Raw genomic sequence first — 19649 nt, forward strand, 5'->3', positions numbered from 1 at the left:
CCGGGTCAGTCGGTGATGCTGATCGTCGCGGCGACGTCGACGTCCGACGGGCCACCGATGGCTCCTGCCGTGGCGAACAGCGTCGCGCCGAAGACCGCGCTCCAGAAGGTCCGGGCGTCGCGGGGGATCCCGTGCGCGCTCGTCCACCCTTGGTCGCCGACGATGCGCTCGAGGTAGCGCTCGGACTGCCGGAACAGCACGGCGAGCAGCGTGCCGGTGCGCTCGCGCAGGGCGTCGTCGTCCTGCGCGAGCCCGAGCGCGGTCACGAGGAGCCCGGTGGACGGCATCGCCAGGGCCGTCCGCGCCAGGACGTCGCGGAACGCCGGTGCCGCCGTCGCCCGTCGACCGGCGGCCTGCAGCCGTGTCGTGTCGCGGAGGAACCGGACGAACGCGGCGTCGATCACCAGACGGTCCTTCGAGCCGAAGTGGTGCGTGATCTGGTTCGGGTAGACGCCGGCAGCTCGCGCGACGTCGCTGACGGTGAGCGTGCGCGGACTCCGGTCGCCGAGGAGGTCGGCCGCCGTCGCGAGGATCCGTGCCCGCGTCGCCGTGCCCCGAGTGGTTGCCATCACTGAATTGTACGTGGTACAACTCAACTTGTGCAGCATACAAATCAGGACTCCGACGACCTCGTCATCACCGGCTACGGAGCCGTCTCACCGTTCGGCCACGGCGTCGACCCGCTCTGGGACGCCCTCGTCGCCGGCCGGTCCGGCGTGCACGAGCTGCAGCGGGACGGCGACCTCTGGGTGCAGGTCCCGATCCGGATCGGCGCGGACGCCGACCTCGACGCCGACGCCGCGCTCGGACGGGTGCGCGCGAAGCGCCTCGACCGCAGCCAGCAGCTCGCGCTCGTCGCCTCGGAGGAGGCCTGGGCCGACGCCGGTGCCCCCGAGGTCGACCCGGAGCGGCTCGCCGTCGTGCTCGGGACCGGCATCGGCGGGATCGAGACGCTCCTCGACGCCCACGACGAACTCGGCCGGAACGGTGCCAGGCGGGTGTCGCCGCGAACCGTCCCGATGCTCATGGCGAACGGCGCCGCCGCGCAGATCAGCATCGACATCGACGCCAGGGCCGGCGCCTACACGACGGTGTCGGCGTGCGCGTCCGGGGCCGAGGCGATCGCGATGGCGGCGCGCCTGATCCGCAGCGGCGAGGCCGACGTCGTCGTGACCGGGGGAGCGGAGGCCGCGGTCACCCCGGTGACGATGGCCTCGTTCGCACAGTCGCAGGCGCTCGCCAAGCCGAACGGCGAGGACCCGGTCACGCTGTCGAGGCCGTTCGACGCCGGCCGGCGCGGGTTCGTGCTCGGCGAGGGAGCCGGCATCGTCGTGCTCGAACGGGCCTCGCACGCCGCTGCGCGCGGGGCGCGGGTGCACGCGGTGCTCGCGGGGTGGGGGATCACCTCCGACGCGTTCCACATCACGGCACCGCGGCCCGACGGGTCCGGTCAGGAGCGAGCCATGACATCGGCGCTCCGGATGGCCGGGCTCTCCGGTGCCGACGTGGACCACGTGAACGCGCACGCGACGTCTACACCGGTGGGTGACGCCAGCGAGGCGGAAGCGATCGCGCGGGTCGTCGGTCGGGACGCCGTCGTCACCGCGCCGAAGAGCGCGATCGGGCACATGTTCGGCGCGGCGGGGGCGGTCGAGACCATCCTGACCGTGCGTGCCCTGGAGACCGGCCTGGTGCCGCCGACCCTCAACCTCGAGCACCTCGACCCCGCCATCGACCTCGACGTGGTGTCGGGTGCGGCTCGCTCGACCCGGATGCGCGTCGCGCTCAACAACTCGTTCGGGTTCGGCGGACAGAACGCGTCGCTGGTGCTCAGCGCGGCGTGACGACCGGGGGAGCGGCCGCCTGCAGATCCGGCGTCTGCAGCCCCGTGACGCGGAGCAGGTCGAGCTTCGCGTCGTCCTCGGATCCGGGCACCGCGGTGTAGACGACGATCCGCAGGTCGCCGCCGGGGACACTGAGCACGTCGCAGTCCACCGTGATCGGACCGACCTGCGTGCGGAGGGTCTTCCGCGAAGCCCGGTGCTCGGCCACCCGCGCGGTCGCCCAGCGGCGCTCGAACTCCGGGGACTCCCGACGCAGCCGTGCGACGAGGTCCCGCAGCTGCCGGTCGCCCGGGTACCGGCCGAGCGCGGAGCGCAGGTCGGCCACCAGGTCGCTGGTGAACTCCTCCTGGTGGTCGTCGTCGTACTCGACACCGTCGTGGCCGACCATGAAGTGCCGCCACACCAGGTTCCGCTCCATGGCGGTCAGGCGTGCCGGGTCACCGGTCAGCGCCGCCCAGAGGCCGTTCCACAGCAGGATGTCGTGGGTCGCGGTGAACACGGCGAGCGGCACGTCCCCGAGGCGGTCGACGACCCGCTGCACCCCTGGCGTGATGTGCCGGGGGACGACGCCGCGCGACGGCGGAGCCGCGTCCGCGACCCGGAACAGGTGGTCGCGCTCCTCCGTGGTCAGCCGGAGCGCGGTGGCGAGCGACCCGAGGAGCTGCGGGGAGGGGTTCGACGAGCGGCCCTGTTCCAGACGGACGACGTAGTCGACGCTCACCCCGGCGAGTGCGGCGAGCTCCTCGCGACGGAGACCCGGGGTCCGGCGGCCGGGCGCCGCGGGCAGGCCGACCTCTTCCGGGGTGACCCGGTCGCGCCAGGACCGCAGCACGTTCGCGAACTCGCTCATGCGCCCATCCTCCCTCGGACACCCCGCCCCGAGGTGGTACTCCCGGTCCCACCGTCGAGGGGCACCTGGGTGGACCCGGGCGCCGGGACGATCCTGGGTGCATGACCACCACACTCATCACCGGAGCCAACCGCAGCCTGGGGCTCGAGACCGCCCGCCGCCTCCTCGAGGCCGGCCACACCGTGTACGCCGGGATGCGCGACCCGGCCGCCGGCGACGAGGCCCGGGCGCTCGGCGCGCACGTGGTCGCGATCGACGTCACCGACCAGGCGAGCGTCGACGCGGCGATCACGTCGCTGCCGGAGCTCGACGTCCTCGTGAACAACGCCGGGATCCTCGGGACGTCGTTCGGCGTGGACGACCTCGACGCCGCCGCGATCGGCCACGTCCTCGACACCAACGTCACCGGCATCGTCCGGGTCACCCAGGCCGCGCTGCCCCTGCTCCGCGCGTCGTCGAACCCCGTCGTGGTGAACGTCGCGTCGGGTGTCGGCTTCCCGCGGTGGCTCTCCACGCCGGGCCGCGACGAGTACCCGGTGCCGGCGGTCCCGTACGCGGCGTCGAAGGCAGCGGTGATCGCCCTCACCGTGCAGTACGCGAAGAACCTGCCGACCTTCCGGGTGAACGCGAGCGACCCCGGGTACACGGCGACGGAGTTCAACGGGTTCGGTGGACACCAGACGGTCACCGAGGGCACCGACGCGACCGTGGCGCTCGCGACGCTCGGCGCGGACGGGCCGACGGGCGAGTTCCACGACCGGACGGGGCGCATCGAGTACTGACGCGGCGGCGTGCGCCGGGCGTCTCGTCTGGGGCCGGTGCGCTGTGCGGCTCGCGTCGTTCAGTCGTGCACGTCGGAGCCGAAGCCCGGCCCGGGGAGCACCATCCAGTTCTCCGGGTCCGGGAGCCCGCGGAAGCCGGACTTCTCGTACAGCCCCTGCGCGTCCGCGGTGTACAGCACCAGACGCTTCAGCCCCAGTGGTTCCAGCGCCCGTGTGATCCCATCGACCAGGGCGACCCCGACGCCGCGCCCGCGGGCATCCGGGTCGACGAACACGTCGGCGAGCCACCCGAAGGTCACGCCGTCCGTGATCACCCGGGCGTACCCGAGCTGGAGCCCGGAGGACTCGTCGAACACCCCGAACACCCGGGACCCGGCCATCGCGGCCCGGTCGGTCTCGGCGCTCCGCCCGCGGGCCCAGTACGAGTGCTCGCTCAGCCAGGCGTGGACGCGGTCGAAGTCGGTGTCGGCGGGGTCCTCGGAGAACCGGAGCGTCGTCATCACCCCAGGGAACCGGCCTGACCCGCGCCGCACAAGGGCCGATCCGGAGTCCGTGGACGGACCGCCGGCTCGGCGATCGTCGCCGGCCGCCGTCAGTCGCTGACGCCTTCTCCGCCCTCGGGCGGCGCACGGCGACGGAGCGTCGCGACCACGACGAGCGCTGCGGCCAGGACGATCGCCCCGCCACCGACCCACACCGCGCCCCACGGCGTGGGGCCGTCGTCGGGTGCCGCGGCCGGCGCGGAGGCCTCGAGGGTCACCTCGACCTCCGTCGGTCCCGGGCTCGGGTCCGGGGTGCTCGGGTCCGGTGTGGACACGGCCGTCGACGTCGGCGCGGGGAGCATGGCCGTGAACCCGAGCTCGCCGGTGATCGGGTGGCCGTCGGGGGAGACGTACCGCCAGAGCACCGTGTACGCGCCGTCACGCAACGCGACGGCCTTCGACATCGTCGTGCCGTCGACCAGGACGTCGCCGGTCGACACGTCCGTGCCGGCCTCGTCACGGACCTCGATGCGCAGGCCGGCGTCCAGACCGGTCAGTGGCGCCTCGGAGAACGTGAGGTCGACCCGCTCGATCGGCGTGCGGACGGTGCTGCCGTCGGCCGGGTCGCTCGACACGAGCGCGGAGTGGGCGTCGGCGGGGTCGGCGAGCACCAGGCTCGCCAGCCCGACGGCGATCGCGAGCAGGGACATCCGGGCGCTGCGGCGGACCGCGGTGGGGGACATGTGGCGATTCTACGAGATGTCGAACGCTCCGCGTCCCCGCGGGCTGGCAGGCTTGCTCCATGCGCGCAGTCCGGTACCAGCAGTTCGGGACACTCCCCGAGATCGTCGACGTCGACCGCCCGACCTGTCCGCCCGACGGTGTCGTGGTCCAGGTCGCGGCGACCGGGGTGTGCCGGAGCGACTGGCACGCCTGGCGCGGACACGACGACTCCGTCCACCTGCCGCACGTCCCGGGCCACGAGTTCGCCGGGGTCGTCGTGGAGGTCGGCGCCGAAGTCCGGCACCACCGGGTCGGCGCTCGTGTCACCGCGCCGTTCGTCTTCGCGTGCGGCAGGTGCCGGGAGTGCCTCGCCGGCCAGACCCAGGTCTGCACCGAGCAGGAACAACCGGGCTTCACACTGCCGGGTTCGTTCGCCGAGCAGCTCGCCGTCCCGCACGCCGACGTCAACCTCGTCGCGCTGCCCGACGCGGTCGCGTTCGTGGACGCCGCCGGGCTCGGATGCCGCTTCGGGACCGCGTACCACGCACTCCACGCACGCGGCCGGGTGGCCGCCGGCGAACACGTCGTCGTCATGGGCTGCGGGGGCGTCGGCCTGTCCGCGATCGTGGTCGCCGTCGCCGCCGGCGCGCACGTCGTCGCGGTCGACGTCTCACCCGCGGCACTCGCCCGTGCGGCGGCACTCGGTGCCGACACGGTGACGTCCGGACCCGCCGCCGTCGACGAGGTCCGCTCCCGCACCGACGGGGGAGCACACCTGTCGATCGACGCGTTCGGCAGCCGGGCCACCTCGGTCGCCGCGGTCGCCTCGCTCCGGCCGCGGGGCCGGCACGTGCAGGTCGGACTCCTGCTCGACGACGAAGCGGCACCGGCGATCCCGATGGGACGGGTCATCGGCGACGAACTCGAGCTCCTCGGCAGCCACGGCATCTCCGTGGGGGAGTACGCCGCGATGCTCGACGACATCGTCGCGGGCCGACTGGACCCGGGCGTCACGCTCGGCCGCACCATCGCCTTCGACGACCTCCCGCAGGCACTCGCCGCGATGGACGGTCCGGCCGCGCAGGCGGGGATGACGGTCGCCGTCGTCTGAACCCGTGCCCATGGCGGTTCGCCTACGGTCCCGCTCATGACGACGAACAGGAAGACCGTCTCGGCGGTGATCGGCGCCGCCGGCCTCGCGCTCGTGCTCAGCGGCTGCGTCGGCAACGCGCAGCAACTCGATCCCGCCGCGACCGGCCCGCTCGCCGAGAACACCACGCCGGCCGCCGGGTGCGCCTCGGCGTCGGGTGCCGCACTCGTGGCGCTCACGCAGGTCGCCGACGGCCTCGACGACTCCGTGCTGGCCAAGGTCCAGCGAGGGGACGGCGGCTGGTACCTGGGTGCGGCGACGACCCCGACGTCGGGCAGCGCCCTGACGGACGACGACGTCGCGGTCTGGGGGAGCACCGACGACCCGAGCAGCGCGGACTTCGACGGGCAGCTCGTCCCGGTGAACGACCGCGCGCAGGACGCGAGCGCGTCAGCGGCTCCGACGGCGTCGGGGTCCTTCAGCGCGACGTCGAACGCGGCCGAGCTCGTCCAGGACTGCGTCGTCTACGGCGCCGAGCACTGATCAACGGCACGCCGGGCATCGTGATGCCGCTCGCGGCTCCGAGTTGACATAATATGCATTATCGGCGCATGGCCGTCATGACAATCAGAGCGGCCCAGCAACACCGACGAGGTTGCCCGCCGGATCCCGGAAGTGTCCCACTACGACACCACCGGCCTCGTTGCGCTGCAGGTCGAGCACGACGACGCCACCAAGGTCCACGACCTGACGGAGCGTCGCACCGACGTCGTCGACGCCGACGTAGAACACCGCGTGCGCGTCGAACCCCGTACCACCGCCGATGCCACCGGCCGCTGGTCCGGCGTCGGCCGCCGGCGGGACGAACGAGTACGACGACGACTCCGAGATCGCCGGCGCGACGGGCGCTCCGGGTGGCGCGTCCCATCCGAACAGCGTCCCGTAGAACGCCCGGAGCCGCTCGGGCTCCGGGCCGATGACCTCGACGTGCACGATCGGTCGTCCCATGCGCCCACCATGCCCCACCCGGCCGGCTCGTGCCCACCCCTTCCCGACCTGACATAACGGCGTTCTCCTTCGCACAACGGAGAACACCCGACACCACGGGATCCCATGGTGTCGGGTGTTCTCGGTCGTGCGGAGCGAACTGCTCAGGCGTCAGAGGTCGGCACGTCGTCCGCGTCGATCTCCAGCGCTGCTTCCTCGCGCCCGGACTCCTCCACCACGTCGGTGTCGGTGTCCGGCTGCTCGGGAGCCTCGCTCTGCGTGGTTTCCTCGGCTGGGTCTGGCTGGCTGTAGCTCATGCGCGGGACGCTACGCGCGCCTCTCTGGGCACACGACAAGCCGTCGCGCGGATGGCCGGGCCGCCGAGATCGGCGCTAGGGTCTCGCTCGTGGAACGCGTGCTCGTCGGGTTGATCGGTTCTGGCCTCGGCAGGTCGCTCACGCCGCTCATGCACGAGGCGGAAGGTGCGCGCCTCGGCTTCGACTACGAGTACCGGCTGCTCGACCTCGACGCGCTCGGTCGGCCCGCGACCGACCTGCCGGCGGTCCTCGACGAGGTACAGGCCGCGGGCTTCGCGGCCGTCAACGTCACCCACCCGTGCAAGCAGGCCGTGATCCCCCTGCTCGACGAACTCGACCCGGACGCCGAGCAGATCGGCGCGGTGAACCTCGTCCTGTTCCGCGACGGGCGCCGGATCGGGTACAACACGGACTGGACCGGGTTCCGGATCGCGATCGCGCACGGTCCGGGCAGCATCGCCGGCGCCTCGGTCGTCCAGTTCGGTGCCGGCGGAGCCGGGTCGGCCATCGCGTACGCGCTGGTGTCGCTCGGCGTCGCGCGGTTGACGATCGTCGACGCCGATGCGGACCGGGCCGAGGCACTCCGGTCGACGCTGGGATCACCGGTCGTCGATGCCGTCGCCCTCGCCGACGCGGCGCAGGCGCTGGCGCGCGCGGACGGCGCTGTCAACGCCACTCCCCTGGGCATGAACGACGATGCACGGTCCGCGTTCGACCCCGCTGTGTTGCCCCCGGGGTCCTGGGTCGCGGACGCCGTCTACTTCCCGATCGACACGCCACTGTTGCGTTCCGCCCGGGCCGCCGGCCGGATGGTCGTCGACGGTGGCTGGATGGCCGTCGGCCAGGCGGTGGCGAGCATCCGGGAGATCACCGGTCACTCCCCCGATCTCGACCGGGTGCGCGCCGACTTCCTCGGGTACCTGCGCGATGGCCGCACAGCGGGATCTCGGACCGGGGTCAGTGACACCGCGACGAATCGGTCTCAGCGCGTGACGTAGTCGGCCAGGTGCTGCCCGGTCACCGTCGACCGTGCAGCCACGAGCTCCGCCGGTGTGCCCTCGAAGACGACCCGCCCGCCGTCGTGTCCGGCCCCGGGTCCGAGGTCGATGATGCGGTCCGCACGGGCCATCACGGCCTGGTGGTGCTCGATCACGACGACGCTCTTGCCGGAGTCCACGAGCCGGTCGAGCAAGCCGAGCAGCTGCGCGACGTCGGCGAGGTGCAGCCCCGTCGTCGGTTCGTCGAGCACGATGATGCCGCCCGGTTCGCCGAGGTGCGTCGCGAGCTTCAACCGCTGCCGCTCACCACCCGACAGCGTCGTCAGGGGCTGCCCGATCGTCAGGTACCCCAGGCCGACGTCGACGAGCCGCTGCAGGACGGCGTGTGCGGCGGGGATCCGGGCGTCGCCGCTCGCGAAGAACTGTTCGGCCTCGGCCACGGGCATCGCGAGCACCTCGCTGATGTCCTTGCCACCGAGCTCGTACTCGAGCACGAACTGGTCGAAGCGCTTGCCATCGCACTCCGCGCAGGTGGTGGAGACGCCCGCCATCATGCCGAGGTCGGTGTAGACCACGCCGGCCCCGTTGCACGCCGGGCAGGCGCCCTCGGAGTTGGCGCTGAAGAGCGCCGGCTTCACCCCGTTCACCTTCGCGAAGGCCTTGCGGATCGGCTCGAGCAGTCCGGTGTAGGTCGCCGGGTTGCTCCGGCGCGACCCCTTGATCGCGCTCTGGTCGATCGCGACGACGTCGTCCCGCGGCGAGAGCGAACCGTGGATCAGCGTGCTCTTGCCCGAACCGGCGACCCCGGTGACGACGGTGAGCACCCCGAGCGGCACGTCGACGTCGACGTGCTGCAGGTTGTGCCGGTCCGCGTCGCGGATCGCGATCGATCCGGTGGGCTCGCGGAACGACGCCTTCACCGCGACCCGGTCCTCGAGGTGCTCGCCGGTGACGGTGCCGCTCCCCCGCAGTCCGTCGACGGGGCCCTGGTAGCAGAGCGTCCCACCGTCGGTCCCGGCGCCCGGCCCGAGGTCGACGACGTGGTCCGCGATCCGGATCACCTCGGGCTTGTGCTCGACCACGAGCACGGTGTTGCCCTTGTCGCGGAGGCGGAGCAGCAGCCCGTTCATCCGTTCGATGTCGTGCGGGTGCAGCCCGGTGCTCGGTTCGTCGAAGACGTACGTGACGTCGCTCAACGACGAGCCGAGGTGCTTCACCATCTTCACGCGCTGCCCCTCGCCGCCGGAGAGCGTCCCGGTGGGCCGGTCGAGCGAGAGGTAGCCCAGGCCGATCTCCACGAAGGAGTCGACTGCGTCCCGGAGGCCGTCGAGCAGCGGACCCACCGAGGGCTCGTCGAGGGCGTGCAACCACGCGGCGAGGTCCGTGATCTGCATCGCGCAGACCTCGGCGATGTCCCGCCCCGCCACCTTCGACGACCGAGCGGTGTCGTTGAGGCGCGTGCCGTCGCAGTCGGGACACGTGGTGAACGCGACGGCGCGGTCGACGAAGGCACGGATGTGCGGCTGCATGGCTTCGCGGTCCTTCTGCAGGAACGACCGGCGGACCCGGTGCACGAGCCCCTCGTACGTCATGTTGATGCCGGCGATCTTCTGCTTCGTCGGCTCGCGGTAGAGGAAGTCCTGCCGTTCCTGCGCCGTGAACTCGCGGATCGGCTTGTCGCCGTCGAAGTACCCGGACTCGGCGTACATCCGCACGTTCCAGCCCTCTGTTCCGTAGCCGGGGATCGTCAGCGCACCGTCCGACAGTGCCCGGGAGTCGTCGAAGAGCTGGGTGAGGTCGATGTCGGTGACGCTCCCCCGTCCTTCGCACCGGGCGCACATGCCGCCGAGCCGGTTGAAGGACACCTTCTGGGCCTTGGCGTCGGTGCCCTTCTGCACGGTGATGGCCCCGCCCGCCGACACCGTCGCCAGGTTGAACGAGAACGCGTTCGGCCCGCCGACGTGCGGCTGACCGAGGCGGCTGAACAGGATCCGGAGCATCGCGTTGGCGTCCGTCATCGTGCCGACGGTCGACCGGGGGTCGGCGCCGATGCGCTCCTGGTCGACCACGATCGCCGTGGTGAGTCCGTCCAGCAGGTCGACGTCCGGGCGCCCGAGCGACGGCATGAAGCCCTGCACGAACGCGCTGTACGTCTCGTTGATCATGCGCTGCGACTCGGCCGCGACCGTGCCGAACACGAGCGAGCTCTTGCCGGACCCGGACACGCCGGTGAACACCGTGAGCCGCCGCTTGGGCAGGTCGACGTCGATGCCCCGCAGGTTGTTCTCGCGCGCGCCACGGACGCGGATGCGGTCGTGGCTGTCGGCCACCGGCGACGAACTGGCATGCATGTCGATCAGGGTACCGGCGCACACCGGCACCGACCAGGCCGGACGGGGTCGATCACCGCGGCCATACTGGCGCCATGGCACTCCGCTGGTACTCCGTCGTCGTCGACAGCTCCGACCCGCACGCCCTGGCGCGGTGGTGGGGCGAGACTCTGTCGTGGCCCGTCGTGTACGAGTCCGACGACGAGGCGGTGATCGCGCCGGCCTTCGCCGAGGGTCTGGAGGGCACGATCCCCCGTGAGCAGCTGCCGCAGGGTCTGGTGTTCGTCCCGGTGCCGGAGGAGAAGGCGGGCAAGAACCGCTTGCACATCGACCTGGTCCCCGCGCCGGACGACTCGCACCAGGACGCCGTGGACGGCCTCGTCGCGCGGGGGGCGAGCCTCGCCGACGTCGGTCAGGGCGACGTGCCGTGGGTGGTGCTGGCGGACCCCGAGGGGAACGAGTTCTGCGTGCTCACCCCGCGGGAGTGAGCACGCAGGCACGCGGCGCACGCACCGCGGGCGTGCACCCTCAGCCGAACCGCCGGACCAGGTCGGGCAGTTCCGCCGGCTCGAACGGCTCGTCCGTCGCGTCGAGCTCGTCCGCGGTCCACCAGCGGGAGTCGAGGATGTCGACGCGCTCGTCGTCCGTCCACTCGTCGGCGGACAGCACGAACCCCGTCGTCCGGACGACGTAGAACTCGGAGTGCCCGCGATCGTGGTCGGCCTGGTCCCAGACCACGTCGAAGTCCCACGACCAGACCGGCGCACCCGGGTCGTCGATGACGATGCCCGTTTCCTCACGGAGTTCGCGGATCGCGGCGTCCCGGTGCGACTCCCCCGGGTCGACCCCGCCGCCCGGCGTGATCCACCGGTGGAAGCCGTCGCTCGACGGGGCGTTCGTGTCCATCAGGAACACCCGCCCCTCGGCGTCGAGCAGCAGGATCCGCGAGGTGCGGCGGAGCCCGGCGGCGGCTGTCACGCGGTGAACCCGCTGACGTCGCCGACCAGCCGGGTGTGGTCGGCCGGGATCGGCTCCACCGCGGCGAGGGCGATCTCGGCGGCGAACTCGGACACGCTGTAGAGCTTGCCGACGGCGCCGCGGCGCTCCTCGATGGCACCGGGGTTGATGCGGTTGAGCAGCGTCGCGGTGATGGTGCCCTCGATCATGTCGCCGGAGACGACGACGAACTCGATGCCGGCCGCCTCGAGCTGCGGGACGAGCTCGCGCAGCGCGACCTCACCGGCGTGCTTGCTCTTCGCGACGGGCAGGTACTCGGGCAGCGTCTCGGCGGTCTCGACGAAGTGCGCCTGGTGGCTCGTGACGAACACGACCCGGGAGCCGGCGGCCATGTGCGGCACGGCGGTCTGGAGCATGTCGACCTGGGCGTCGCGGTTCAGGCGGAGTGCGTAGTCGTCGCCCATGCCGGACTCCATGCCGCCGGACGCGTTGAGCACCAGGAGGTCGATGCCGCCCCAGGCCTCGACGACGGTGTCGACCATGGCCTGCACGGAGTCGTGGTCGGTGAGGTCAGCGCCCACGGCGAGGGCGTCCCCGCCGGCGGCCACGATGCCCTCGGCGATCTGCTCGGCGCGGCGGGCCTTGTTGCGGTAGTTCACGACGACCTTGGCGCCGGCCTCGGCGAGGTACCCGACCGTGTCCGCGCCGATGCCGCGGGACGATCCGGTGACGAGGGCGCGCTTGCCGGCGAGTGCAGCGGGGGCGAGGGGGTTGCTCACGTGGTTCTCTCCTGTTCGGGGGCAGGCCCGACGACGGTTCGAGCGACGGGCCTGGCGACCTGGACGAGCCTACCAATCACCTGCGAGTCACCCGATCTCGTTTGATATGTTGAACGGACTTGAACCGGCCGTCGCGACGCTGCGCTGCCGCGCGCGACCGAGGGAGGGAGATCGCGTGAACATCGATGACTGGATCCAGACCATCGTCTGGATCGCTTTGGTGCTGGTCCTGGGGGTGGTCGAGATCTTCACGCTCGACTTCATCTTCATCATGCTGGCCGCCGGAGCCGCGGGTGGGTTGATAGCCGCACTCATCGGGGCGCCCTGGTGGCTCTCCGCCATCATCGCCGCGGCGCTCGCCCTGGTGCTCCTCTCCCTGGTCCGCCCGCGTCTGCTCCTCGCACTGGGCCGGAACGCCGACCCGCACCGCACCGGCGTGCAGGGCCTGATCGGCATGCCCGGCACGGTCGCCGTGGCCTTCACGTCCTCCGCTCCCGGCCAGGTCCGCCTGGCGAACGGCGAGACCTGGAGCGCCCGCATCGACGCCGCCGCTCCCGACCGCACCCCGCCGCTCGGCACCCATGTCGTCGTCGAGTCCATCGAGGGCTCGACCGCCGTCGTCCGAACACAACAGAAGGCTGCTTCATGACCCTCGCACCCGGGACGATCGTGCTCTTCGTACTGATCGTCGTCATCGTCATCTTCGTGATCGTCGTCCTCGCCAAGGCGATCCGGATCGTCCCGCAGGCGACCGCAGGAGTAGTCGAACGACTCGGGAAGTACCACAAGACCCTCACCCCGGGGTTGAACCTCCTGGTGCCGTTCATCGACCGGCTCCGGCCGCTGCTCGACATGCGCGAGCAGGTCGTGTCCTTCCCGCCGCAGCCCGTCATCACCGAGGACAACCTGGTCGTCTCGATCGACACCGTCGTCTACTTCCAGGTGACCGACGCCCGCGCCGCGACCTACGAGATCGCGAACTACCTCGGTGCCGTCGAGCAGCTCACGACCACCACGCTCCGCAACGTGGTCGGTGGCCTCAACCTCGAAGAGGCGCTGACCAGCCGCGACAACATCAACGGCCAGCTCCGCGTGGTCCTCGACGAGGCGACCGGCAAGTGGGGCATCCGCGTCGGTCGGGTGGAGCTCAAGGCCATCGAGCCGCCCGTGTCCATCGTCGACGCGATGGAGCAGCAGCTGCGTGCCGAGCGGAACCGGCGTGCCGCCATCCTGCAGGCCGAGGGCACCAAGCAGTCCCAGATCCTCGAGGCCGAGGGTGCACGCCAGGCGGCCATCCTGCAGGCCGAGGGTGCCGCCAAGGCACAGGTCCTCCGCGCCGAGGGTGAAGCCCAGGCCATCGCGACGGTGTTCGACGCCATCCACGTGGGCGACCCGGACGAGAAGCTCCTGTCCTACCAGTACCTGCAGATGCTCCCGAAGATCGCCGAGGGCACCGCGAACAAGCTCTGGATGATCCCGAGCGAGTTCACCGAGGCGCTCTCCGGCATCGCGAAGGGCTTCTCGACCCAGCGGACCGGTGGTGCTCCTGCCGCCGGCGGCAGCGGCGGCTCGGACTTCCTCGAGAAGATCTCGAAGCTCGCCAACGAGAGCCTGGCAAACACGTCCGCCACCGCTGGTGCGAGTGCGAACGCCACCGCCGCCGACATCGTCCCGGACTCGGTCCTCGACGAGCGGCTCGCGGAGTCGAACCGCAGCGTCGATGAGAAGCTCGCCGCGGCCGCCGAGGCGACCCGCAAGCAACTGGACGACGACCAGCAGCAGCGCGGCCAGCAGTAGTCGCGGACCGCACGCGACGCACGAAGGCCCGCTCCCTGATCAGGGAGCGGGCCTTCGGTGTCTGCGACTACGCGCCGCGTCGTGCACGCAGGAACGCCAGGCGCTCCTGCAGCAGTTCCTCGAGCTCTTCGCGTGAGCGACGCTCGAGCAGCATGTCCCAGTGGGTACGGGGTGCCTTGACGTCCTCTGCGGCGACCTCGACGGGGACGCCGTCGTCGCCGAGCAGGCGTCCTTCTCGACCACTGCGGGGGTCGTTCCAGCTCTGCGGGACCTCGGCGTCGGCCGAGAAGACCACGTCGAAGGTCTCGCCCGAGTCGGCCTGGTAGACCGCGCGCTTGCGATCCGAGAGCTCGACGCCCTCTTCGCTCTGGAGGCTCTGACTCCCGAGCCGCATGCCGCGGAGACTCCGATCAGCCATGGTGGACTCCTCTCGCTCGTTCCCCCCTTGCAACACTGTCCCACGGGCATCCGTTCCGGAACGCCCGCATTCACAGTGGGTTCCCAGTGCCACAGCGGGGCACGGTCAGGACCAGCGACCGCACCGCGACACCGCGGGCAGACCCGTCGAAGGACCGGCGACCGCACCGCGACACCGCGGCAGACCCGCATCAGGACCGGCGACGGCTCCACGGGGCGCAGGCGAGCAGCACGAGGAGCCCGCCGAGCGCGAGCACGAGGGCCACGAGCCCGGACGCGACGGTCGCGGGCGTGGTCGACGTCCCGAGCGGCACGTCGGTGACCATCGACGTCGCGGTGTACTCCGGCACCCGGTCGATCGTGCGACCGGTCGGGTCGATGACCTGCGACGCCCCGACGGTCGAGATGTTCACGAGCGAGCGCCCGGTCTCGATGGCCCGCATCCGGGCGATCTCGAGCTGCTGGAGGTTCTCGTCGGTGCCCGAGAAGTCGGCGTTGTTCGTCTGCGCCAGGATCACCTGGGCTCCCCCGCGCGCCATGTCCCGCGTGAGCCCGTCGTCGACGATGTCGAAGCAGATCGCGATGCCCGCCCTGACCCCGGCGACGGAGAGCACGTTCGGCTTCGTGCCGGGGGTGTAGTCGCGCTGCAGCAGCCCGATGAGCGACGGCGCGAGCTTGGAGAAGAACCACCGGTCGGGCACGTACTCGCCGAAGGGCACCGGCCGCTTCTTGTCGTAGGAGGACTGCCACCCGTCCGCGGTCCACACGAACGAGGTGTTGTGCAGCACCCCGGACGGCGTCTGGGTGATGGCGCCGGCGACGATCGGCGCCCCGACCGACTGCACGACCGAGTCGAGCGCGCTCGCGATCACCGGCTGGGTCCGTGGGTCGAACTCCGCGGACCCCTCCGGCCAGACCACCAGGTCGACGCCCTTCGCGGTGACGTCGGTCGCAGCGACCTGCGACTCGAGGACCGCTCCCGGGGCCGCGTTGTCGAAGTACCCGGCCGGGCCGTTGCCCTGCACCGACTCGACGCGGATCGACCCGTCCGTCGCGGTCGGCCACGCGGGCACGGCGAGCACCGCCGCGACGAGCAGGCCCGCCATCGCGACGCGCGTGCGCAGCAGGAGCGTCCCACCGGGGACGGTGGGCGACACCAGTCCGAGCGACACCACGACCGCGACGCAGTACACGACGACGAAGGAGACCCCGAGCACGCCGACGTACGCGGCGAGGTGCGCGAAGGGGCTCTCGGACTGCGAGAGTCCGACGCGGCCCCAGGCGAACCCGCCGTACGGCCAGCTCCCGGAGAACCACTCGCGCCCGGTCCACAGTGCGGCGATCACGGCCGGGAGGCCCCACACCCGTCCGGCGGTCGAGGTCACGACCCGCGCGACCCAGCGGTACGCGAGGGCGATGGCGACGCTGCCGAGTGCGAACATCGCCGCTTCGAACAGCGCCAGGGCCAGCCACGGGACCGGCCCCAGGTAGCGGCCCGCCCACGAGATGGCGGGCACCCAGAACGCGACGCCGCCGACGTAGCCGATCCAGGCGGCACGCCGCCAGCCCTGCCCCATCGCGGCGAGCAGCAGACACGCGACCGCCGGGTAGGCCAGGAACCACCACCCCGGCGACGGGAACGACAGTGCGAACAGCAGCCCGCCGATGACGGCCAACGGCAGGGCGACCCGCACCGGGAACTGGTCGAACGGCGCGCGCGGACGCACGGCGGTCTCGGGAACCTGCACCGGGCCTCCCGTCAGACCGTCGCGTACGCGACGATGCCGCGGCGGACCGCGTCCGTCGCACGTCGGGCGGTCTCGGCGAGCTCGGGGTCGCCGGCGTTCTTGATCTGGTCGAGGAGGTCGATGACCTGCTTCGACCAGCGGACGAAGTCGCCGGCCGCCAGGTCGAGCGCGCGCAGCACGTCGTCCAGCGCGGAGCCGGATGCCCAGCGGAACATCCCGAGCGCGATCGCGGGGGTCGGCGGCTGTGAGCCGGCGAGCCGGGCGTCCCGCTCGACGTCGTCCAGGCGTGACCAGATCGTCAGGGTCTCGTCGAGGGCCGGTCGGAACGCGCCGCGCGGCAGGGCGTGCTCGGTGCCGGGTGCGTCCTCGCGGCGGGGCTGGTAGACGATCGTCGCTGCCATCGCGGCGAGCTGCCCCGGGGTGAGGTCCTTCCAGACGCCGGCCTCGAGGCACTCCGCCACCAGCAGGTCCCGCTCGCCGTAGATCCGCTGCAGGCGACGACCGCCCGCGGCGACCGTGAGCTCGCCTTCCTGCTCGGACGGGACGAGGTAGCCGAGCTGCACGAGCACGTCGGTGACCCGGTCGAAGGTCGTCGCGACGGCGCCCGTCCTGGAGCGGATCTGCTGGACGAGCTTGTCGTTGACGCGCTTGAGCTTGTACCAGCGCTCGGCCCAGCGGGCGTGGGCCTCGCGGTCCGGGCACGCGTGGCAGGGGTGCCGCTGCAGGGCGCGGCGGACCTCGGTGATGGAGGCCTGGCGTTCAGCGCGGGCACCGTGCGAGGCCTCGCGGCCGCCGGGGACGTTCGTGCGCTCCAGGTCGGACAAGCGCCGACGGAGGGCCGCGTACTCGGTGAAGTCACCGAGGTGGCACTGCATCGACTGCTGGTAGCCGTCGAGGGACTCCTGCTGCGACCGGACCTTGCGCGCCAGGTCGACGACCGAGCGGTCCGCCTGGAACTGCGCGAACGAGGTCTCCAGGACCTCGCGGGTGCGCTGTCGCCCGAACTGCTCGATGAGGTTCACGGCCATGTTGTACGTCGGCTTGAACGAGGAGTTCAGCGGGTACGTCCGACGGCTCGCCAGCGATGCGACGGCCTGCGGCTCGAGGCCGTCCGACCACTGGATCACCGAGTGGCCCTCGACGTCGATCCCACGGCGCCCGGCACGACCCGTCAGCTGGGTGTACTCCCCCGGCGTGATCGGCACGCGGGCCTCGCCGTTGAACTTCTCGAGCTTCTCGAGCACCACCGTGCGGGCCGGCATGTTCACCCCGAGCGCCAGGGTCTCCGTCGCGAACACGACCTTGAGGAGCTTGCGCTGGAAGAGGTCCTCGACGACCTCCTTGAAGGCGGGCAGGAGCCCGGCGTGGTGCGCCGCGACCCCGCGCTCGAGACCCTCGAGCCACTCCCAGTAGCCCAGGACGGCGAGGTCCTCGTCGAGCAGGGTGCGGCAGTGGTACTCCGCGGTCTCGCGGATCTCGTTGCGTTCCTCGCGCGTGGTGAGGGAGACGCCGGAGCGGAGGACCTGCCGGACGCCCTGGTCACAGCCGTTGCGGCTGAACACGAAGAAGATCGCGGGGAGGAGCATCCGCTCGTCGAGCATCCGTGCGATGTGCTCGCGGTGCAGCTTCTCGGTGCGCGGACCACGACGGTCGACGTACCCGCCCCGGCCGCGACGCCCGCGGTGTCCGCCGCGGCTGTCGTTCCGCGCGCCGCCGCCGACCAGGCGGAGGAGTTCGGGGTTCACCCGGTTCGTCGCGGCGGCACCGGACGAGTCGAACAGGTCGACCATCTTGTTGCCGACCAGGACGTGCTGCTCGAGCGGGACCGGGCGGTCCTCTGACACGATGACGTCGGTCTCGCCGCGGACGGTCTGCAACCAGTCGCCGAACTCCTCGGCGTTGGAGACGGTGGCGGAGAGCGAGACCAGGCGGACCTCGGTCGGCAGGTGCAGGATCACCTCTTCCCACACGGCGCCGCGGAAGCGGTCCGCCAGGTAGTGCACCTCGTCGAGGACGACCCACGCCAGGTCGTCCAGCAGGTCCGAGTCCGCGTAGATCATGTTGCGGAGCACCTCGGTCGTCATCACGACGACGCGGGCACGGGGGTTCACGTTGGTGTCGCCGGTGAGCAGCCCGACCTCGGACTCACCGTAGGCCTCGACCAGTTCGGCGTACTTCTGGTTGCTCAACGCCTTCATCGGCGTCGTGTAGAACACCTTCGCGGTCGGCTGGCGCATCGCGAGCCAGATCGCGAACTCGGCGATGATCGTCTTGCCGGCGCCGGTCGGCGCCGCGACGAGGACGCTCCGGCCCTGGTCGAGGGCGTCGCACGCCGCGAACTGGAACGGGTCCAGGTCGAACCGGAGGTCGGCGCGGAACAGCTCGAGGTTGCGCGAGCGGTTGCGCACGCGGGCCGCCTGGAACCGTTCCGCAGCGCTCAGCCCCGTGTCCGTCACAGCCCGTACTCGGCGTCGAGCCTGGCCTGGCGCTTCGCGAGCCGGCGGTCGTGGAACCACGTCACGACGCATGCAGCCACGTACAGGACCGTCATCGGGACGGCGAGGAGGAACATCGAGATGACGTCGGCGCTCGGCGTGACGATCGCGCAGAAGACCAGGATGCAGAGGATCGCGACGCGCCACGACTTGATGATCGCCTTGGCCGTCAGCACCCCGACGAAGTTGAGCAGCACCAGGAACACCGGGAGCACGAACGCGATGCCGACCGCCACGATGAGCTTGATCGTGAAGTCGTAGTAGGCCTTCGCGTCGACGATCGACGTGTCCTGGCTCGACACGAAGCTGCCGAGGATCCCGACGATGTGCGGCAGGACGTACCAGCCGAAGTAGCACCCGGCGAAGAACAGCGGGATCGCGGTGCCGAGGAAGCCCCAGACGTACTGCTTCTCGCGCCGCACGAGCGCCGGGACGATGAACGCCCAGATCTGGTAGAGCCACACCGGGCTCGCGATGACGATGCCGATCGTGATCGCGATCTGCAGCCGGAGGTCGAACGCCCCCGTGATCATCGGGAAGTTCAGCTCGGCGGTGTGCCCGCCGACCTTCGCGAGTTCGGACACCGGGGCGCGCAGCGAGTCGAGGACGAACGGCGTCAGGAACCAGCCACCGACCGCACCGAGGAGCACCGCGAGGACTGCCTTGAACAGGCGGTTGCGCAGTTCGATCAGGTGTTGCCCGAGGGACATGCGGCCTTCGGGTTCGTTGGGACGGCGACCCTGCCGCTTCTCTCGCCCGCGCGCGGTCGTCGAAGCCATGCGTCGATCTTACGGTGTCGGGACCGACAGACGGTGGCGGTGCATGCGAACGCACAGCGGACGCGCCGCCGAGGGTGAGTGGCGGGTGAACGTGACGCCGGACCACGGCCCGTCACGTGCGCGCCGCGGTCCGGACCACGGCCGGACGGGAGGCCCGGTGCCAGCCCGACCCCGGCCTCCCGTCCGGTGGGTGCGCACGCTGGTACCGCACCTGCCGAGGCGCCGCTCGCCTGCCGAGGCGCCGCTCCCCCGCCGAGGCGCCGCTCGCCTGCCG

The 19649-nt window shown here is 71.6% G+C and carries 21 protein-coding genes; 8 read left to right on the plus strand and 13 right to left on the minus strand.

From position 1 onward, the window contains the following. Positions 1-5: 5 nt before the first annotated feature. On the minus strand, positions 6-569 hold the full coding sequence (locus ACIPJY_RS02635; protein ID WP_400459800.1) for a TetR/AcrR family transcriptional regulator C-terminal domain-containing protein: 564 nt from the start codon (positions 567-569) through the stop codon (positions 6-8). A 30-nt stretch (positions 570-599) separates the two neighbouring features. Here ACIPJY_RS02635 and ACIPJY_RS02640 point away from each other — a divergent pair, with 30 nt between their 5' ends. After that, a complete protein-coding gene (locus tag ACIPJY_RS02640) occupies positions 600-1844 on the plus strand; it encodes a beta-ketoacyl-[acyl-carrier-protein] synthase family protein (RefSeq protein ID WP_400459797.1) in 1245 nt (414 codons plus the stop codon). Here the strand turns inward: ACIPJY_RS02640 and ACIPJY_RS02645 are convergent. Then, positions 1831-2694, minus strand: a complete 864-nt coding sequence (locus tag ACIPJY_RS02645; RefSeq protein ID WP_400459794.1) for a helix-turn-helix domain-containing protein — start codon at positions 2692-2694, stop codon at positions 1831-1833. The two genes, ACIPJY_RS02640 and ACIPJY_RS02645, sit on opposite strands and share 14 nt — an antisense overlap. Positions 2695-2795: 101 nt before the next feature. Here ACIPJY_RS02645 and ACIPJY_RS02650 point away from each other — a divergent pair, with 101 nt between their 5' ends. Further along, positions 2796-3476: an SDR family NAD(P)-dependent oxidoreductase gene (locus ACIPJY_RS02650; protein WP_400459792.1), complete on the plus strand. Its 681-nt coding sequence runs from the start codon at positions 2796-2798 to the stop codon at positions 3474-3476. Positions 3477-3535: 59 nt separating this feature from the next. Here ACIPJY_RS02650 and ACIPJY_RS02655 read toward each other — a convergent pair whose 3' ends face one another. Together ACIPJY_RS02655 and ACIPJY_RS02660 are read right to left on the minus strand one after the other, a co-directional pair. After that, positions 3536-3976, minus strand: coding sequence for a GNAT family N-acetyltransferase (locus tag ACIPJY_RS02655; protein WP_400459789.1), 441 nt, complete (start codon positions 3974-3976; stop codon positions 3536-3538). A gap of 92 nt (positions 3977-4068) precedes the next feature. Continuing rightward, a complete protein-coding gene (locus tag ACIPJY_RS02660) occupies positions 4069-4701 on the minus strand; it encodes a copper resistance protein CopC (RefSeq protein WP_400459786.1) in 633 nt (210 codons plus the stop codon). Positions 4702-4760: 59 nt separating this feature from the next. Here ACIPJY_RS02660 and ACIPJY_RS02665 point away from each other — a divergent pair, with 59 nt between their 5' ends. After that, positions 4761-5792: an alcohol dehydrogenase catalytic domain-containing protein gene (locus ACIPJY_RS02665; RefSeq protein ID WP_400459784.1), complete on the plus strand. Its 1032-nt coding sequence runs from the start codon at positions 4761-4763 to the stop codon at positions 5790-5792. 36 nt (positions 5793-5828) lie between these two features. After that, the gene (locus ACIPJY_RS02670) at positions 5829-6314 is read left to right on the plus strand and encodes a hypothetical protein (RefSeq protein ID WP_400459781.1); all 486 of its coding nucleotides are present in this window, start codon (positions 5829-5831) and stop codon (positions 6312-6314) included. A gap of 84 nt (positions 6315-6398) precedes the next feature. Here ACIPJY_RS02670 and ACIPJY_RS02675 read toward each other — a convergent pair whose 3' ends face one another. Next, positions 6399-6779 (minus strand): VOC family protein, encoded by a 381-nt coding sequence (locus ACIPJY_RS02675; protein ID WP_400459779.1) that lies wholly within the window; start codon positions 6777-6779, stop codon positions 6399-6401. Between the two features lie 143 nt (positions 6780-6922). Beyond that, a complete protein-coding gene (locus ACIPJY_RS02680; protein ID WP_400459776.1) occupies positions 6923-7075 on the minus strand; it encodes a hypothetical protein in 153 nt (50 codons plus the stop codon). Between the two features lie 89 nt (positions 7076-7164). On the opposite strand from ACIPJY_RS02680, the gene ACIPJY_RS02685 reads away from it, so the two are divergent. Beyond that, positions 7165-8073, plus strand: a complete 909-nt coding sequence (locus ACIPJY_RS02685; protein ID WP_400459773.1) for a shikimate dehydrogenase — start codon at positions 7165-7167, stop codon at positions 8071-8073. On the opposite strand, the gene ACIPJY_RS02690 is transcribed toward ACIPJY_RS02685, so the two are convergent. Next, positions 8058-10424, minus strand: coding sequence for an ATP-binding cassette domain-containing protein (locus ACIPJY_RS02690; RefSeq protein ID WP_400459770.1), 2367 nt, complete (start codon positions 10422-10424; stop codon positions 8058-8060). The two genes, ACIPJY_RS02685 and ACIPJY_RS02690, sit on opposite strands and share 16 nt — an antisense overlap. Positions 10425-10498: 74 nt before the next feature. Here ACIPJY_RS02690 and ACIPJY_RS02695 point away from each other — a divergent pair, with 74 nt between their 5' ends. After that, the gene (locus ACIPJY_RS02695; RefSeq protein ID WP_400459767.1) at positions 10499-10891 is read left to right on the plus strand and encodes a VOC family protein; all 393 of its coding nucleotides are present in this window, start codon (positions 10499-10501) and stop codon (positions 10889-10891) included. 40 nt (positions 10892-10931) lie between these two features. Here the strand turns inward: ACIPJY_RS02695 and ACIPJY_RS02700 are convergent, their stop codons facing one another. Together ACIPJY_RS02700 and ACIPJY_RS02705 are read right to left on the minus strand one after the other, a co-directional pair. Then, positions 10932-11381: an NUDIX hydrolase gene (locus ACIPJY_RS02700; protein ID WP_400459764.1), complete on the minus strand. Its 450-nt coding sequence runs from the start codon at positions 11379-11381 to the stop codon at positions 10932-10934. Then, a complete protein-coding gene (locus ACIPJY_RS02705) occupies positions 11378-12139 on the minus strand; it encodes an SDR family oxidoreductase (protein ID WP_400459761.1) in 762 nt (253 codons plus the stop codon). Before ACIPJY_RS02705 ends, ACIPJY_RS02700 begins: the two co-directional genes overlap by 4 nt. A 175-nt stretch (positions 12140-12314) precedes the next feature. On the opposite strand from ACIPJY_RS02705, the gene ACIPJY_RS02710 reads away from it, so the two are divergent. Both ACIPJY_RS02710 and ACIPJY_RS02715 read left to right on the plus strand, forming a co-directional pair. Further along, positions 12315-12788 carry an NfeD family protein gene (locus ACIPJY_RS02710; RefSeq protein ID WP_400459758.1) on the plus strand — a complete coding sequence of 158 codons (474 nt, stop codon included), beginning with the start codon at positions 12315-12317 and terminating at the stop codon, positions 12786-12788. Further along, the gene (locus ACIPJY_RS02715) at positions 12785-13936 is read left to right on the plus strand and encodes an SPFH domain-containing protein (RefSeq protein ID WP_400459756.1); all 1152 of its coding nucleotides are present in this window, start codon (positions 12785-12787) and stop codon (positions 13934-13936) included. Before ACIPJY_RS02710 ends, ACIPJY_RS02715 begins: the two co-directional genes overlap by 4 nt. A gap of 67 nt (positions 13937-14003) precedes the next feature. Here ACIPJY_RS02715 and ACIPJY_RS02720 read toward each other — a convergent pair whose 3' ends face one another. The 4 genes from ACIPJY_RS02720 to tatC form a co-directional block, all read right to left on the minus strand. Further along, positions 14004-14354, minus strand: coding sequence for an RNA polymerase-binding protein RbpA (locus ACIPJY_RS02720; protein WP_123653466.1), 351 nt, complete (start codon positions 14352-14354; stop codon positions 14004-14006). 190 nt (positions 14355-14544) lie between these two features. Further along, a complete protein-coding gene (gene lnt / locus ACIPJY_RS02725; protein ID WP_400459753.1) occupies positions 14545-16101 on the minus strand; it encodes an apolipoprotein N-acyltransferase in 1557 nt (518 codons plus the stop codon). Between the two features lie 11 nt (positions 16102-16112). Continuing rightward, positions 16113-18557, minus strand: coding sequence for a DEAD/DEAH box helicase (locus ACIPJY_RS02730; RefSeq protein WP_400459750.1), 2445 nt, complete (start codon positions 18555-18557; stop codon positions 16113-16115). Beyond that, complete coding sequence (gene tatC, locus ACIPJY_RS02735) at positions 18554-19375, minus strand: twin-arginine translocase subunit TatC (protein ID WP_400459747.1); 822 nt, start codon at positions 19373-19375, stop codon at positions 18554-18556. Before tatC ends, ACIPJY_RS02730 begins: the two co-directional genes overlap by 4 nt. Between the last annotated feature and the right edge of the window lie 274 nt (positions 19376-19649).

Origin of the sequence: Curtobacterium sp. NPDC090223, from assembly GCF_044746585.1 — a bacterium.
Taxonomy (GTDB): domain Bacteria; phylum Actinomycetota; class Actinomycetes; order Actinomycetales; family Microbacteriaceae; genus Curtobacterium.

Coding starts and splice junctions, on each gene's coding strand:
- ACIPJY_RS02715 (WP_400459756.1), top strand. CDS start 12,785: ATGACCCTCGCACCCGGGACGATCGTGCTCTTCGTACTGATCGTCGTC.
- ACIPJY_RS02670 (WP_400459781.1), top strand. CDS start 5,829: ATGACGACGAACAGGAAGACCGTCTCGGCGGTGATCGGCGCCGCCGGC.
- ACIPJY_RS02665 (WP_400459784.1), top strand. CDS start 4,761: ATGCGCGCAGTCCGGTACCAGCAGTTCGGGACACTCCCCGAGATCGTC.
- ACIPJY_RS02645 (WP_400459794.1), bottom strand. CDS start 2,694: ATGAGCGAGTTCGCGAACGTGCTGCGGTCCTGGCGCGACCGGGTCACC.
- ACIPJY_RS02720 (WP_123653466.1), bottom strand. CDS start 14,354: ATGGCTGATCGGAGTCTCCGCGGCATGCGGCTCGGGAGTCAGAGCCTC.
- ACIPJY_RS02655 (WP_400459789.1), bottom strand. CDS start 3,976: ATGACGACGCTCCGGTTCTCCGAGGACCCCGCCGACACCGACTTCGAC.
- ACIPJY_RS02635 (WP_400459800.1), bottom strand. CDS start 569: ATGGCAACCACTCGGGGCACGGCGACGCGGGCACGGATCCTCGCGACG.
- ACIPJY_RS02650 (WP_400459792.1), top strand. CDS start 2,796: ATGACCACCACACTCATCACCGGAGCCAACCGCAGCCTGGGGCTCGAG.
- ACIPJY_RS02680 (WP_400459776.1), bottom strand. CDS start 7,075: ATGAGCTACAGCCAGCCAGACCCAGCCGAGGAAACCACGCAGAGCGAG.
- ACIPJY_RS02695 (WP_400459767.1), top strand. CDS start 10,499: ATGGCACTCCGCTGGTACTCCGTCGTCGTCGACAGCTCCGACCCGCAC.
- ACIPJY_RS02660 (WP_400459786.1), bottom strand. CDS start 4,701: ATGTCCCCCACCGCGGTCCGCCGCAGCGCCCGGATGTCCCTGCTCGCG.
- tatC (WP_400459747.1), bottom strand. CDS start 19,375: ATGGCTTCGACGACCGCGCGCGGGCGAGAGAAGCGGCAGGGTCGCCGT.
- ACIPJY_RS02675 (WP_400459779.1), bottom strand. CDS start 6,779: ATGGGACGACCGATCGTGCACGTCGAGGTCATCGGCCCGGAGCCCGAG.
- ACIPJY_RS02690 (WP_400459770.1), bottom strand. CDS start 10,424: ATGCATGCCAGTTCGTCGCCGGTGGCCGACAGCCACGACCGCATCCGC.